Here is a 15,601-nt window from a genome sequence, read left to right on the forward strand (position 1 = left end):
GGCCGAGGTCGAGCGCCGCATTGCTGCCGCACAGTCGGCGTTCGTCGCCCTGCGCGACACGACGTTCGCTGAGCGCGCAGGATGGATGCGCCGCGCCGCCGAACTGCTGGAGGCTGATGCCGACGAGATGGCGCGCACCATCACGATCGAGATGGGGCGTCCCCTCGCCCAGTCTCGCGCTGAGGTACTCAAGTGCGCTCGCGGATGCCGGTTCTACGCCGACAACGCCGAGGACTTCCTCGCAGCCGAGACGCTCGCTGACCCGTCCTCGGTGAAGGCGTCCGCGGCCGGAACCCGCTGGGCGCCGCTGGGCATCGTGCTCGCCGTCATGCCGTGGAACTACCCGCTGTGGCAGGTCATGCGCTTTGCCGCCCCGGCGCTCATGGCCGGCAATACGGGGCTACTCAAGCACGCTTCGAACGTTCCCCGCTCGGCGCTCTACCTCGACACCCTGTTCGAGCGCGCCGGGTTCCCCGTCGGCTCGTTCCACACGCTGCTCATCCCGGCATCCGGAGTAGAGCGGGTCCTGCGCGACTCGCGGGTGGTCGCGGCCACCCTCACCGGATCAGAACCTGCGGGCCGCTCTCTGGCGTCGATCGCGGGCAGCGAGGTCAAGCACGTCGTGCTCGAGCTCGGCGGCTCGGATCCGTTCGTCGTGATGCCGACAGCGGATCTCGAGGCCGCGGCATCGGTCGCGGTGACCGCGCGTAACCAGAACAACGGACAGTCCTGCATCGCTGCCAAGCGGTTCATCGTCCACACCGACGTCTACGACGATTTCGTGGCACGGTTCGTGGAGAAGACCGCAGCGCTGCGCGTTGGCGACCCCCTCGACGAGGGCACCGACGTAGGCCCCGTTGCGACCGAGAGCGGCCGGGACGAACTCGCTGAGCTCGTCGATGATGCCCTCTCGCACGGCGCCGAGGCGTTGACCGGCGGCTCGGTCCCCGACCGACCGGGCTGGTTTTACCCGCCGACGGTCCTCGCCGGTGTCACGCGGGATATGCGCCTGTTCCAGGAGGAGGCCTTCGGCCCGGTGGCCACGGTGTTTCGCGTCGACTCCCGTGAGGAGGCCGTCGAGATCGCCAACGCGACGACGTTCGGGCTGTCCTCCTCGCTGTGGAGCACCGACGACGACGAGATCGAATGGTTCATCGACCGCCTCGAAGCCGGCGCCGTGTTCGTCAACGGCATGACCGTCTCGCACCCGGAATTGCCGTTCGGGGGCATCAAGAACTCTGGCGTCGGGCGAGAGCTTGCCGCTGCCGGCATCCGTGAGTTCATGAACCTGAAGACGGTCTGGCGCGCCTGAGGTTCGTCGTCAGGGAAGGATGACGATCTTGCCCGGTTCGTGCGAGGACTCGAGCGCCTGGAACGCTGCCACCACCTCATCGAGCGGGTAGGTCGCCACAACGGGGAAGACGATTCTGCCGGCGGCAATGTCTTCGCCGAGGGCCCTCAGGTTCTCGGGCGTGCGGGCTGCACGCTCGACGTTGTGCACTCCCAGCTCATCGAGGGCCGCGTAGGCGGCGATCGCGACCATCCGGTCGACCGAGACGCCAAGTTCGATTCCCACATCCAGTGCGTCGCGGCCGTGGCAGTCCATGACCGCGGTGATCTCGCCGAGATGGCGCACTCGCTCGGCGAGCCCCTCGCCGTACTCAACTGGCTCGATCCCGAGCGACCGCAAGAAGTCGTGGTTGGCCACGGATGCCGAACCGATCACCCGCGCGCCGCGGGCGATCGCAAGCTGCGACGCCACGAGACCGACAGCGCCGCTCGCGCCGCCCACCAGCACGACATCGTCCTCGCCGACCGGCACCGTAGCCAGACACGAAACCGCCGTGAGACCGGCAACATGCAGGCCACCCGCCACCTCGACCGCGAGCCCCTCGGGCCGCCGAGCGATCTCTGCGGCATTCGCGATCACCTGCTCGGCGATCGCACCCGCAGCGCGACCCATGACGGCATCCCCGACAGCGACCGGCGTGCCATCCGGGTAGGCAGCCCCCTCACCGGCTGCAAGGACTGAGCCGGCGAAGTCGCCACCGATGCGTCGCGGAAACGGGGCGTCCGAGGGGATGAATCCGCCGCGAGCCTTCGCGTCGTAGGGGTTCAGCCCGGCAGCTTCGACGGCGACCAGCACCTTCCGTGCGCCCGGCGAAGGGTCTTCGACCTCGGTCACGAACAGGACCTCGGGTCCTCCGACTTCGTTGTACATCGCTGCGCGGGTCATACCTCGAGCGTAGCGAGGCGGGCGCCGATGCGGACCGAGCAGGGCGATATGAATCCGCAGGGAAACCTCGGCGGCTGCGTGGCTGTTCGGCACATGCCAAGCTGTCGCCATGGCGAACTCGCCCACCGGTGACTCGATGACAGAGCGCATCGTGCGCGTCCTGGAGACCTTCACGTCCGAACGGACCGTGCAGTCGGCATCCGAGATCGGTCGACGGTCGGGGCTCCCGTCCTCCAGCGCCCACCGCATCGTGGATGACCTCGTTTCGGCCGGCCTGCTCGATCGGGACGAGGATGCGCAGATCCGCCTGGGCATGCGCCTGTGGGAACTCGCCCTGCGCGGATCCTCGGCACTACGCCTGCGAACGGCGGCCCTCCCTCACATGGAGGCGGTGCAAACGACGATCCGCGAGCACACGCAGCTCGCCGTACGCGAGAAGGATGAAGCGCTGTTCATCGAACGTCTCTCGCATCCGGATGCCGGTGCCAACATCACCCGCATCGCTGGTCGGCTTCCGCTGCACGCCTCGTCGTCGGGCCTCGTCCTGCTCGCCTACGCGCCGGCGGCGGTGCGCGCGAGTGTTCTGGGCGGCCCGTTGCGCGCCGTGTCAGGCGAGACCATCACCGACCCGCGGACACTCGAGCGCGTGATTGCGGGGATCCGACGCGACGGTGTGGCTATCGCGCCCGGATCGATTCAGTCGGTGTCCACGGGTGTGGCGGTTCCGCTTCGCCACGAAGGCGAAGTCGTGGCCGCGTTATCCGTCGTGCTTCCCCGGGATGCCGACCCGACGCCGGCGGTCGCCGCGCTGCGGGATGCAGTCGCAGCGATCGAGAGCGATCTTCGACGCCAGCGACTCTGACCGCGATCTGGTCCCGTTCAATGGGAAAGTGCCGGTTCGAACCGGTCTGATGTTGCAGACTCGGCGGAGACCCGCATCCGTCGAAGGAGACGCCATGTCCACCGTCCGCACTCAGGTTGCCATTGTCGGCGCCGGCCCCGCCGGGCTGCTGCTGTCACACCTTCTTGCCGCCCGAGGCATCGACTCGATCGTGCTCGATCAGCGCACCCGCGAGGAGATCGAGAAGACGATCCGCGCCGGCATCCTGGAATACCCCACCGTGCAGCTCCTCGACGAGACCGGCGCCTCCCCGCGCGTGAAGTCTGTCGGAAACCGCCACGACGGCATCGAGCTTCGGTTCCAGGGCGAGGGGCATCGGATCGACTTCCCCGCGCTCACGGGTCGCAGTGTCTGGCTCTTCCCGCAGCACGAGGTGCTCATCGACCTGATCGCGGTACGCCTGGCTGCCGGGCAGGATCTTCGGTTCGGTGTCACCGTCGACCGTGTCGAAGACATCGAGACCGATCGACCCCGCGTGTTCGCGACGAACCCTGACGGCTCGCCGCTGGAGATTGAGGCCGACTTCATCGTGGGCGGTGACGGCTCCCGCAGCCTGGTCCGCGCCGCCGTCACCGGATCGTCGACCGGCGGATACTTCCGCGAGTATCCGTTCGCCTGGTTCGGCATCCTGTGCGAAGCGCCACCAAGCTCGGAAGAGCTGATCTACAGCAACTCCCCGAGCGGCTTCGCTCTCATCAGCCAGCGCAGCGCCACCGTGCAGCGGATGTACTTCCAGTGCGATCCGGAGACCGATCCGAACGCGATGAGCGAGGCCGAGATCTGGGAGACCCTGCAATCGTGCGTTCCCGGCACGACGCTGCAGGAGGGGCCCATCTTCCAGCGGGACGTGCTGCGGTTCCGCAGCTTCGTCGCTTACGAACTGCGGCGCGGACGCGCGGCCCTTGTCGGGGATGCCGCCCACACCGTTCCGCCGACGGGAGCCAAGGGCATGAACCTCGCCGTCGCCGACGTCGTACTGCTCGACCGGGCACTCGGAGCGCTGCTCAACGACGGCGACGAGCGCCTGCTGGATTCTTACGCCGAGACGGCCCTGCAGCGCATCTGGAAGGCTCAGCACTTCTCCTGGTGGATGACGAGCATGCTGCACCTGACTCCCGAGGCATCCGACTTCGATCGCCGCCGCCAGATCGGCGAGCTGCGTTCGGTCGTCGAGTCCGAAGCAGGCCAGACCTACCTCGCGGAGGCCTACACGGGCTGGCAGTTCGCGTAAGGAGCCGGGCGCCGAGGTTGGTGGGGTCGACATTAAGTCCGTACTCGAACAGCACGGTGAAGATGTCGGCAGAGGACAGATCACCGCCGATGTGCACTGCTCCCTCGTACGTACCGCACAGGTTCAGGAGCTTCTGACGAAGCTCGAAAGCGAGATCCTCGAGTTCCTCGACGCTCCGACGCTCCTGCGCTACAGGGGACGTTCGACCCATCACATGCCTCCTCATCGATGACAGGAGAGCGACGGACCGCGGGGGTCATCATCGACTCTCGTTCGGGTGGCCACCGGCTCAGCCGGGGCGACGCAGTGACGCTAACACAAACTCATTTACAAGTAAACAGGAATGCACCTAAACTCGTTGAAGCGTCATCCTGGTGATTGGGTGCACGGCATGGTCGGACGTCTCCCGCGGCATCCGAATTGTCCGAAGACGGTTACCAACGCCACGACGGCGCTGCACAATGGACTCGCGCCGCCCGGCGCGGGGAGGGTGCTACGGCATCCGAAATCAGGAAGACAACACACAGAGAGGTGCAGGATGTCTGACACGTTGACGCAGGCTGGTGTACGGACCGGTCTGTTCATCGGAGGAACCGAACGGTTCACCGACGAGACGCTGAAGATCGCGGACCCAGGAAAGCCGGGCGCGGTTGTCGGCGAGGCCGCGTCCGCTTCGACGCAGGACGTCGCCGACGCGGTTGCTGCCGCGAAAGAGGCTTTTCCGGCGTGGGCGGCTCTGGGCGCGAAAGAGCGCGCACGCCTGATGGCCGAGGCGATCGCCGGGATCGCGGATGACCGTGACGAGGACGCGGCGATCCTGTCGCAAGAGAACGGCAAGGTCCGCTTCGAGGCGTGGGTCGACGCACTCGTGTTCGAGATCCGCTGGAACCTTGCTCTCATGCTCGCCGACGAGGTCGACACCGACCACACCCTCCCCGCGGTGCCCGGCGCGATCCCCGTCGACACGAAGGTGTCGTACCAGCCGCTGGGTGTGACCACGATCATCGTCCCGTTCAACTGGCCGATCGCGATCCTGGGCGCAGCCCTTCCGCACGCGCTGCTGGCCGGGAACACGGCGATCGTCAAGCCGCCGCTGACCGCGCCGCTTGCCACCGCCAAGCTCGTGCAGCGCGTAGCAGAGAAGCTCCCGCCCGGGGTGCTGAACATCGTCACCGGCAAGGACGAGAACATGTCGGGCCTGATTCAGAACACCGACATCGCAAAGGTTTGCTTCACCGGATCGGTGAACGGCGGCAAGCGGATGATGGAGATGGCCTCGAAGACGCTCACTCGGGTCACCCTGGAACTGGGCGGCAACGACGCGGCGATCTTCCTCGAAGACGCTGTCATCGACGACACCCACCTTGACCGCCTGTACGCCGCGATCTACGACACCACCGGCCAGATCTGCATGAACGCCAAGCGCGTCTACGTGCACCGCTCGCGCCTCGACGAGGTCGTGAACGGTCTGTCCGACCGCCTGAGCAAGGCAGTCATCGGGTACGGCCTCGATGAGGGGACCACGATGGGCCCGCTCCACTCGTCGGCGCAGAAAGCGTTCGTGGAGGAACTCATCCAGGAGGCCAAGGATGCCGGCGCCGACGTGCGCGAGTTCGGCGAGCTGCCCGGTGGGGAGCTCGCGGGCGGCAACTTCATGCGCCCGGCGATCGTGGTAGACCCCGACCCGAACCTGCGCGTTGTCACCATGGAGCAGTTCGGCCCCGTCATCCCGATCATCCCCTTCGACTCCGAAGACGACGCCATCCGCCTGGCCAACGACACCTGGGCAGGCCTGTGCGGGTCGGTGTGGACGGGAAGCCCCGAAGCTGCTCAGCGGGTGGGAGGCGCGCTCGAGTGCGGATACGTCTGGGTCAACGACCACGGCGCCACCCGCCTCGACCTGCGTGCTCCGTTCGGCGGCATGAAGCAGTCCGGCATCGGTCGCGAGCAGGGTATCGAAGGCATCCGTGCGTTCCAGGACACCCGCTCGATCGCAACCATCGACCCCGAAGCCCTCGCGGCGATGGCGCACTAAGAAGCACCTCACACGATCGGGGTCGGGCAGATTCCTCGCCCGACCCCGATCGTCTACTACTGTCACTCCCAACCCGACCAGACTCAGATCCCGACGCGCGAAGGACCACATGGACCGGCTCGATCAACGCATCCAGTGGGAACCACTTCAGAACACCGTCGACCCCGATAACTTCACGCCGCGCCTGCTCGCGCTGCTGTCCAATGCTCTGGTGTGGCGAGAATCGAACGAGCTGAGACGCCGTTTCGGCCTCGGCACCAACGACTGGCGGGTGATTTCGGTCCTGGCGCTTAACCCCGGATTCTCCGCGACCGAGGTCTCCGAGTTCATCGGCGTCAACAAGGCAGTGGTCTCCAAGAGCGTGAACACGCTCGTCGGCAGGGGGCTGATCGTCCTGATGGACGGCCCCCGGGGTTCCCGGCCCATGTACCTGACACGCGACGGCGTCGAGATGCACGACGACATGCTCCCGATCTCGATGAGGGGCCAGGACATCATCCTCGCCCACCTCTCACCCGACGAGATCACGAGCCTCAATGCTCTGCTGCAGCGGATGCTCGTCGACGCGCGCGAGCTGCAGATCCTCGAGAACGAGACCGCCGCGAGCCGAGCGCGCTGAGCGGCGCCTTCCCGAGGAGGGGATATCCGACCGGGCGTCGGGTATCCCCTCCTCGCTTTCGTACCTCTAGACATTGCCTATGCCCATAGGTAAAATTGCTGCAGACTGCAACGACGCACTCCTGGCAGCGGAAAGGACCACTCGCCATGGCACACGCCACACCGACGACCGAGTCGGCCAAACGTCTCGTCGAGGGCTACTCCCTCGAGATCACCGGAAAAGAGAAGGACGTCGTCGGTCTCACCGAGGCCGCCTCGCTCATCCCGGCCGGGACGAAGGTCAACGTGACCTTCCTCGGGAACGAAGACCTGCCGATGCGGGTAGCTGCAGCCAAGGCCGTCAAAGAGCTCGGGTTCGTCCCCGTCCCGCACATCTCTGCGCGCCGCATCGCATCCCAGGCGCAGCTCGAGGAATTCCTCAGCGCACTTGCCGAGATCGGCGCCACCGAGCACGTGTTCGCGGTCGGCGGCGACCCCGCGACGCCGGAGGGCCCCTACCCCGACGCGCTGACGATGATCCGTTCGGGAGTCCTGCAGCAGTACGGCGTCAAGGAGGTGTCGATCGCCGGCTACCCCGAGGGCCACCCCGACATCGCCACCGACGTCCTGTGGCAGCACCTCGAAGACAAATCTGCCGCCCTGAAGGATGCCGGCCTGGATGCCGTGATCCTCACCCAGTTCAGCTTCGACACCGACCCGGTGATGGCGTGGATCAAGGGTGTTCGCGACCGCGGCATCGACACCCAGATCCGCCTCGGCACGCCCGGCCCCGCCGGCATCAAGCGCCTCATCTCGTTCGCGTCGCGCTTCGGCGTGGGAGCCAACGCGATGATCGTAAAGAAGTACGGCTTCTCGCTGACGAACCTCATGGGTTCCGCGGGACCTGACAAGTTCGTTTCCGATCTCGCCGCGCTGTTCGACGCTGACCCTTCGGTCGGCGCCGTGAAGCTGCACATGTACACGTTCGGTGGCCTGGAAGCTACGGCGACGTGGGCCCGCGACTTCATCGCGAAGTGAGCGGGGAGGACTTGACGCCATGACGGTACACAACGAAGCACTGCGCGATCACGCCTGCCTGATCGTCCACGGCCCTGACCAGCCCGGCCTGGTCGCGGCGGTCACCGGCCTGATCACGCGCCACAAGGCGAACATCGTGAGTCTTGATCAGTACTCCGACAACCCCGAAGGCGGCGCCTTCTTCCAGCGCGTCGTCTTCCACCGACCGGACTTGACGGCGGCGTTCGAAGAGATCGAAAGCGACATCGCCGAGACGCTCGAGCCGTACGGGATGACCTGGCGACTCACCGACCAGTCGATTCCCAAACGCATGGCAGTGCTCGCCTCAACCTCGGACCACTGTCTTCTCGATCTGCTGTGGCGTCACCGCCGCGGCGAGCTCCCCGTATCGATCCCGATGGTGATCTCCAATCACACCAACATGGCCGAGGACGTCCGAAGCTTCGGCATCCCGTTCTTCCACGTGCCCTCCCAGGGGCCGGACAAGTCGGCTGCCGAAGCCGAGATCGTGAAGCTGCTCGCGGGCAACGTCGACTTCGTCGTCCTCGCGCGGTACATGCAGATCCTCTCCGAGGACTTCATCGACGACGTCGCAGTCCCGGTCATCAACATCCACCACTCGTTCCTTCCCGCCTTCATCGGCGCTGGTCCCTACCGCAAGGCGAAGGAACGCGGCGTGAAGCTGATCGGCGCAACGAGCCACTACGTGACCAAGGACCTCGACGAAGGACCCATCATCGAGCAGGACGTCGTACGGGTCACCCACGCCGACTCCGCCGCCGACCTGCAACGCCGCGGCGCCGACGTCGAACGGGCAGTCCTCTCGCGCGCCGTGCTGTGGCACGCACAAGACCGCGTCATCCGACACGGCAACCACACCGTCGTCTTCTGACCCTGACCATCACCACCCCAAAGAAAGGTTCATCGTGGCACCTCAGAATCTGCAGCAGGTCATCGACGCGGCGGGATCGCCCGTCGAGTTGCTGCGCAACTCCCAGATCGGCTCGTACATCTACCCCGTCGTGCCAGCCGACTTCACCAACTGGATCAAGGAACAGAAGGCGTGGCGCGACACCGCCGTGCTCTACGACCAGTCCCACCACATGGACAACGTGTTCCTCAAGGGGTCGGATGCCATCAAGCTGATCTCCGACACCGCCATCAACTCCGTCGCGAACTTCCCGGTCAACAAGGCCAAGCAGTACGTTCCCACGACGGCTTCGGGACACGTCATCGGCGACGGCATCCTGTTCCGCGAAGCCGAAGACGAATACGTCTATGTCGGCCGCGCGCCCGCATCGAACTGGCTCATGTTCCACGGCGAGACCGGCGGCTACCAGAACCTGGACGTCGAGGTCGACCGCCGCTCGAACTCGCGCCCGTACGGTGACGCCGTCTCGCGCAAGTACTACCGCTTCCAGATCCAGGGCCCGAACGCCTGGGCCGTGATCGAAAAACTCAACGGCGGACCGCTCGAGAAGCTCGGCTTCTTCAACATGTCGGAGATGAAGATCGGCGGCATGAACGTGCGTACTCTGCGTCACGGCATGGCCGGCGCCCCCGGCCTGGAGATCTGGGGCCCCTACGCCGACCACCACAAGATCCGCGACCTGATCGTCGAGGCTGGCGCCGAGTTCGGCCTCCTGCCCGTCGGTTCGCGGGCTTACCCGTCGAACACGCTCGAGTCGGGCTGGATTCCTTCCCCGCTTCCCGCGATCTACACCGGCGCCGAGGAGCAGGCGTACCGTGACTGGCTGCCGGCGAACTCGTACGAGGCGACCGGAACGCTCGCCGGGTCGTTCGTGTCCGAGAACATCGAGGACTACTACCTGACGCCCTGGGAGCTCGGCTACGGGTCGTTCGTCAAGTTCGACCACGACTTCATCGGTCGCGACGCGCTCGAGAAGATGGACCCGGCCGCACAGCGCAAGAAGGTCACCCTCGCGTGGAATGCCGAGGACCTCGGCAAGGTCTGGACGTCGCTGCTGAACGTCGACGGCCCGAACTACAAGTTCTTCGACCTGCCGCTGGCGAACTACGGCTCGGCCAACTACGACGCTGTCGTGGATGCCGATGGAACGGTCGTCGGCTACTCGATGTTCACCGGCTACTCGTCCAACGAGCGCCGCGGCCTGTCGCTGGCTACCGTGTCACCCGATGTCCCCGAGGGCACCGAGCTCAAGGTCGTCTGGGGCGAGCCGAACGGTGGCTCGAAGAAGGCATCCGTCGAACCGCACGAGCAGACTGAGGTCCGCGTCGTCGTGAGCCCCGTGCCCTACTCGACGGTCGCCCGCCAGACCTACCACGGCGGCTGGCGCACCGGCTACAAGAACGACTGAGTAGACGAGAACACCCCGCGAGACTGCATCCTGCCCGCGAGACAGCACACGCAACACGCTGTCTCGCGGCGCGGGTGCAGTCTCGCGACATATCGGTAGCATCACGGGAGCGGATTCGACAGGAAGGGGCATGCCGTGAGCCTTCGCTACGCGCTCCTCGCGCTGCTGCGGGTCGGACCGCTATCGGGGTATGAACTGGCCAAACAGTTCACGCAGTCCGTGGGTCATGTCTGGCACGCCCCGGACTCGCAGATATACCCGGAACTGCGCAAGATGGAAGCTGACGGGCTCATTGAAGCCGAAGAGCAAGCCCGCGGCGAGCGCGGCACACGGCGCATGTATCACGTCACGGATGCCGGCGACCAGGCGTTCCTCGCCTGGATGGCCTCCCCGCTCGAGTATCAGCGGGTACGCGACCCAGCCCACCTGCGCGCCGCGTACCTGGAGTCCGCGTCACCGGAGGCCGCCAGAGAGTTCTTCCTGCGGCACATCGAGCAGTGGGAAGGCGAACTCGCCCAGTGGGACGGTGAGCTCCGCAAGATCGACCACGTCGATCCACCGAACCCCATGCTGGAACGGCGCTTGAAGGCGTCGCCGGAGCAGGAGCACGAGCGCATCGTGGCCTACAAGCATTTCGCGTACGAAGGCCTCGTGGAACGGGCCAAGAGTGAGATCGCCTGGGCCCGACGCGGCCTGGACCTGGTCGACAAGCTCGACGGCGGCTCCTGACCCGAGCCGCCCGTCGACACGTCGATGCTGCGCCCGGCAATCATCCGTCCAGTCGGCGCAACTGAGGGGCCCCACCGGAGTGGAACCCCTCAGTGCTCTCAGGTGGACCGCGTCCACCTGAGACGTGTCAGTTTTCTCCGTCTCCGTTTCCGTCTGCCATGGCGAAGCGTCGACGAAGGATGACGACCACACCGCCGATCGCGATCAGCAGCGCGGCTGCCAGCGCGAGTCCCCACGGCGCGTTGGCACCGAGGGCTCCGAGGTCACCCGCGCGCTGCACCACGATCGCGATGCGGATCGGCTCCAGCGTGCCTGACGTGATCTCGAGCGTGTGCGCGCCCGGCGTGAAGTCCGCAGGGATCGCGACCGTGAACGACACGGTGCCGCTGCTCGATGCCGGCGGGATGCCGGTGATGACGTACGGATCGCTGTACACCGTTGCCGCAACCTGCTGGCCGGGCGCCAGTCCCGCGAGATTGACTGTGAACGAGCCGCCCTGCGCGACACTGGTGGAGCTCAGAGTGACGGTTGCCCACTCCTCACCGGGCGTCTCGCTCGGGTCTGGCGTCGGATCGGTCGGCGTTGGCGTCGGCTCCGGGCGCGCACCCACCGCGGCGGTCACTTCGGAGACCGCCGTCACCGGCACGAACCCGTCAGCGGACGCTGTCACACGCACGGTGATGCGCGAGCCGTCCTGCGCCGCTGTGGGAACGAAGGTCGCACCATCCTCGCCTTCGATCGGCACCCCGTCGGCGAGCCACTGGAACGCGAGGGTCGCGCCGCCCGTCGACGAGCTTGCATCACCGGTCAGGGTTTCCCCGATGTACGCGTCCCCGCTGATCGTGGGACCCGTCAGCGCGGTTCGCTGCGTCGTACCGAAATCCAGCCATGTACCCGCCAACTCGGCGTACCCCTGGCTTGGCTGCGTCCAGTCGCACACACCGTCGGGGAAGGTCGCCTGAAGCTCATCCCACTGCTGGTCTGTCATCGTCGGATAGTCAGAGCGCTGCGGCGCCACCAGCTGGCACTTCATTACGTCGCGCGACAGCGGCTCGCCCGCCTCATAACGGGGCTCCGAGTGATACGGATACAGGGTGTTGCATGCGGTGGTGGGGTCGTCGTAATCCACTGTCTCAGCGATGAAGTCGCCCGCGGAATCGAAGCAGCCGTCACTCAGCCCATCAGGACGGGCTGCGACGGTTCGAGCCCGATCGCCGGGTCCGCCAGCTTCGACGATTGCGTCAAGCCACTCCTCGAGCCGGTCGAGCGCCGACACACGCATCGCCGACGAGATCGCCGGGTTGGTCGAACTCGTCCAACTGACGTGCGTGTCAGCGTTGCCCCACGCTTCGAGCATCCGCTCGCGGATGATGGCGGAGCGGTAGCGCTCGTGGAAGTCGCCCTGCATGTCGGTGTACGGACGGATCTCGATGACCGGGATGTACTCGAGCCCTCCGGTCATCATGTTGATACGTCCCGTCTCGAACGCCCGCTGGATGGCTTCCACGCTGGCAACCGAACGCTCCTCGGTGCGCGCACCGTCGACATCCATCCCGCCTGCGTTCGCGTTCAGCGACAGGAACTTGTCGATCGAGATCTCGTCGTCGAGCAGCGCGTTGAGGCCGTACTGGACACCTACGTTGTCGGGCACGATTCGCAGTCCGCGCCCCTCGGAGTCCACGCCATAGACGTTCTTCACCATGTCAGCGATCGTGCAGCGCAGTCCCTCTGGGTTGCTCGGCGACCACCGGTCGGCGACCGGAATCGCATTGTTGCATCCGCGGTTCGGATCATCCACACCGTCGAAGAACGTGAAGCCGAAGCATGTGAAGGTGCTCGCGTGACCCGTCACTGCCAGCTTCTCGGCATCCGACCAGCCGGCACCTTCATCGGAGTTCCAGTAGTTGAGCAGATTGCGGCAGTCGTGCCCGGCTACGGTGGTGGACCGTTCGTCCGGGTACCCGATCTCACCGAGTACCCCATCGATGATTCCGGGGTAGTTGTTCGATAGCAGCAGCTGCTGCATCGTTCCGGCAGATCCGCCGTACCCGATCGTGTACTCGAGCGGACCCAGGCTCTCGACGACATGCTCTTTCACCATCGTCGCGGTCTCGGCGCTGGTGACGTCGTTGCAGTTCTGGGCGTAGACGTTGAATGTGCCCGATGCGACAGCGTAGCCGCGGCTCAGCAGCAGGTCGTTTTCGACACCGCCCGTTGACGTGCCCTGCCAATAGCCGACGCCACATGCGCCGCCGAAGGTGTACGCGAGCTTGCCGTTCCAGCCGTCGCCGGCGGTCCACGGGGTGAGTTCCGGCTCACTCGGCTCACGGATCACGGCGAACTCGTAAACAGCCCTGTTTATCGTGCCGCGCTCAATTCGCACGATGTACGGTACTTCCTGACCCTCGACGGTCGTGGTCGCGAGGTCGCCAGGAGTGCTTCCGTCGGTGGGATAGTCGGCGAAGGAGCCTCCCGTGGTGCGGTAACGGTAGGTGACCGTGGCTTCGGCCACGTGACAGTTCTCATCGGTTGGGCCGAGATTCCAGGGCGCATCGGACGCCGTGCAGTACATGGGGTGCTGCGGTCCCGAGAAGACGGGGCCCCATGCCGGGTGGTTGGTGACCTCGATTTCAGCCGCCGAACTCCCGTCCGCCTCCAAGACCTCGATCTGGCTGACGCCCTCGGGAAGGCCGTCGACGAGCCCGACGAGTTCGCCCCCCAGCTCCGCGAAGCGATCTGTGACATCAATGCCGGCCGCCGTGATCCTCATCGCCTCATCAGCTCCGGCGACTGAGATGAGGGCGTCGCCTGCGCTGACCGCGTCCGGCCTGCTGGAAACCACCTCCAGGGTTACGTCGCTCGCAGACATCGCGGCCTGCGACGGCACGAGTAAGGCGGCGATCAGTCCGACCGTCGCGACAGCGCCCGCGCCGATGGGCGCGCGCGGATGAGATCTGTGCATGAACTCCTCCAGGAAGGGAACGTCGTTGTCCACAACGGCAGCACTGCCGCTGGCACCGATAGTAAAAACCTGGAGTGACGATCGTCAATGTTTTTTTAATTATTTCTCGATGTGCTCCCGCCATCTTCGATCCCGGTCGAGGGGGGACACTCGATGGATAGCCGCTGAACCGTGACGTACTCGGCGAGCTCCCGAGAGATCTTCGCGACGTGCATGTGCATCCGCTGCTCTGCCGGGCCTCCGAGGGTGTTGTAGGCACGAGCGAAGGCCAAGCGGGCTGCCCGTCTCGGCCAGTCCACGGGCAGGATCTCGGACGGATGGTCCGGATCGTTCTGGCGGAAAGTCTGCCACGCGAGCATGAGGCCCGTTCGAGCTGCGAATGCCGGGAGAGGTTCAAGCTCGCGAGCGAGATCGTTCGCGCGAGCGATGAACTCGAGGTAGCTCTGCCTGACCTCTTCCATATTCCAGGCGCGCGCCGGACCAGCCGGATCACTCATCCGTAGAGCAGACCGCGACGAGGTCACATCCGGCACCCCGGCCTCTCCCAGCACCTGCTCGGCCTGCTCTCGAGTATCGAACGGAGATATCCACACACCGTCATAGAGCGGCGCGTACCCAAGCCAGCGCAAACGCGTCCGTGCCACATGCCGCTGCGAACGTTGCGCCTCGGGGATCGTGAACGCAATGACAGACCACAACCCGTCCCACTCGACATCGCTGCAGCCGAACCTCGTCAGCCACCGGGCTTCGTCGCGCACGACCCGCTGGCCACGCTCCGAAAGCGCGTGGCTGGTTCGGCGGCCCTCTTTGCTCATCTCGAGCAGATCTTGATCGACGAGGCGCGAAATCGCCGCGCGCGCAGCCGGCTCGTTCACACCGAGGTCACCGAGTCCAGCCAGCAGCGCACCTGTCGGTATCGCCTCGGGTACCCCCCACCAGTAGTCTCCGAAGAGGGTGAGTATCTGGTGTGCGGGAAAGTTTCGACGTGGTGAACGCGCAGCACCGTTCACCCCGGAGGTGGTCATCACCATATCCTCGCAGGTTGCGCCGCCCCGATCGCGCGAGACTCAGTGCACGGACTCCATCAGGTCGGCACCGAATACCCGGAACGCATCGTGCACCCGCAACCGGTCGAGCGGCGTCTCCTCTGTGAACTGCACGATCATCGCGTAGGCGACGCCAGCCCGAGGCCCGACGAGCACGCCAGCCTCGGCGCGGATGCCGGGGTCTCGCCCAGTCTTGTTCACCAGGAGCAGCTGTTCTGCGGTTTCGGCGTGAGCGAGCGGGTCGAGTCCCGTGGCGCCAGCGGCGAGCCCGAGATCGGCATTCAATGCGAGCCATCCGGTGACCTGCGCGCTGACCGCGGCAGAGACGGCCCGGCCGTTCGCGAGGGACGAGAACATCGTGGTCAGATCACGGGTCGTCGATAGGGCGAAGTGCGGGGCGTCATCGGGCCCACGGTCCTCGCGGACGCGGTCGAGCAGCGCCGTCCGCGTAAGTCCGAGCTGATCGATGCGCTCGCGCACCGGGTCG

General features: G+C 65.9%; 13 protein-coding genes. 9 read left to right on the plus strand and 4 right to left on the minus strand.

Annotated elements, in window-relative coordinates:
- On the plus strand, positions 1–1,312 hold a 1,312-nt coding region (locus B3587_RS10010), incomplete at its 5' end, for an aldehyde dehydrogenase family protein (protein ID WP_292728290.1).
- Between the two features lie 9 nt (positions 1,313–1,321).
- Here the strand turns inward: B3587_RS10010 and B3587_RS10015 are convergent.
- The gene (locus B3587_RS10015) at positions 1,322–2,236 is read right to left on the minus strand and encodes an NADP-dependent oxidoreductase (protein ID WP_292728292.1); all 915 of its coding nucleotides are present in this window, start codon (positions 2,234–2,236) and stop codon (positions 1,322–1,324) included.
- Positions 2,237–2,345: 109 nt separating this feature from the next.
- Between B3587_RS10015 and B3587_RS10020 the strand changes: the two genes are divergently transcribed.
- From B3587_RS10020 to B3587_RS10055, 8 genes are all read left to right on the plus strand, one after another.
- A complete protein-coding gene (locus B3587_RS10020; protein ID WP_228178307.1) occupies positions 2,346–3,098 on the plus strand; it encodes an IclR family transcriptional regulator in 753 nt (250 codons plus the stop codon).
- A 94-nt stretch (positions 3,099–3,192) separates the two neighbouring features.
- Positions 3,193–4,368 (plus strand): 4-hydroxybenzoate 3-monooxygenase, encoded by a 1,176-nt coding sequence (locus tag B3587_RS10025; RefSeq protein ID WP_228178306.1) that lies wholly within the window; start codon positions 3,193–3,195, stop codon positions 4,366–4,368.
- A 538-nt stretch (positions 4,369–4,906) separates the two neighbouring features.
- On the plus strand, positions 4,907–6,403 hold the full coding sequence (locus B3587_RS10030; protein ID WP_292728294.1) for an aldehyde dehydrogenase family protein: 1,497 nt from the start codon (positions 4,907–4,909) through the stop codon (positions 6,401–6,403).
- Positions 6,404–6,512: 109 nt separating this feature from the next.
- Positions 6,513–7,022, plus strand: coding sequence for a MarR family winged helix-turn-helix transcriptional regulator (locus B3587_RS10035; RefSeq protein WP_292728295.1), 510 nt, complete (start codon positions 6,513–6,515; stop codon positions 7,020–7,022).
- 146 nt (positions 7,023–7,168) lie between these two features.
- A complete protein-coding gene (locus tag B3587_RS10040; RefSeq protein WP_228178301.1) occupies positions 7,169–8,038 on the plus strand; it encodes a methylenetetrahydrofolate reductase in 870 nt (289 codons plus the stop codon).
- Positions 8,039–8,057: 19 nt separating this feature from the next.
- Positions 8,058–8,930, plus strand: a complete 873-nt coding sequence (gene purU / locus B3587_RS10045) for a formyltetrahydrofolate deformylase (protein WP_228178300.1) — start codon at positions 8,058–8,060, stop codon at positions 8,928–8,930.
- A gap of 34 nt (positions 8,931–8,964) precedes the next feature.
- Positions 8,965–10,377, plus strand: a complete 1,413-nt coding sequence (ligM, locus tag B3587_RS10050; protein WP_292728298.1) for a vanillate/3-O-methylgallate O-demethylase — start codon at positions 8,965–8,967, stop codon at positions 10,375–10,377.
- A 135-nt stretch (positions 10,378–10,512) separates the two neighbouring features.
- Complete coding sequence (locus tag B3587_RS10055) at positions 10,513–11,106, plus strand: PadR family transcriptional regulator (RefSeq protein ID WP_292728301.1); 594 nt, start codon at positions 10,513–10,515, stop codon at positions 11,104–11,106.
- Positions 11,107–11,233: 127 nt separating this feature from the next.
- Here the strand turns inward: B3587_RS10055 and B3587_RS10060 are convergent, their stop codons facing one another.
- From B3587_RS10060 to B3587_RS10070, 3 genes are all read right to left on the minus strand, one after another.
- On the minus strand, positions 11,234–14,101 hold the full coding sequence (locus B3587_RS10060) for a DUF6351 family protein (RefSeq protein WP_292728303.1): 2,868 nt from the start codon (positions 14,099–14,101) through the stop codon (positions 11,234–11,236).
- Between the two features lie 62 nt (positions 14,102–14,163).
- Positions 14,164–15,093, minus strand: coding sequence for a PaaX family transcriptional regulator C-terminal domain-containing protein (locus B3587_RS10065; protein ID WP_292728305.1), 930 nt, complete (start codon positions 15,091–15,093; stop codon positions 14,164–14,166).
- Between the two features lie 42 nt (positions 15,094–15,135).
- The coding region (locus B3587_RS10070) for a serine hydrolase (RefSeq protein WP_292728307.1) at positions 15,136–15,601 on the minus strand (466 nt) is incomplete at its 5' end.

Origin of the sequence: Microbacterium sp. UBA837 (genome assembly GCF_002296025.1) — a bacterium.
Taxonomy (GTDB): Bacteria; Actinomycetota; Actinomycetes; order Actinomycetales; family Microbacteriaceae; genus Microbacterium.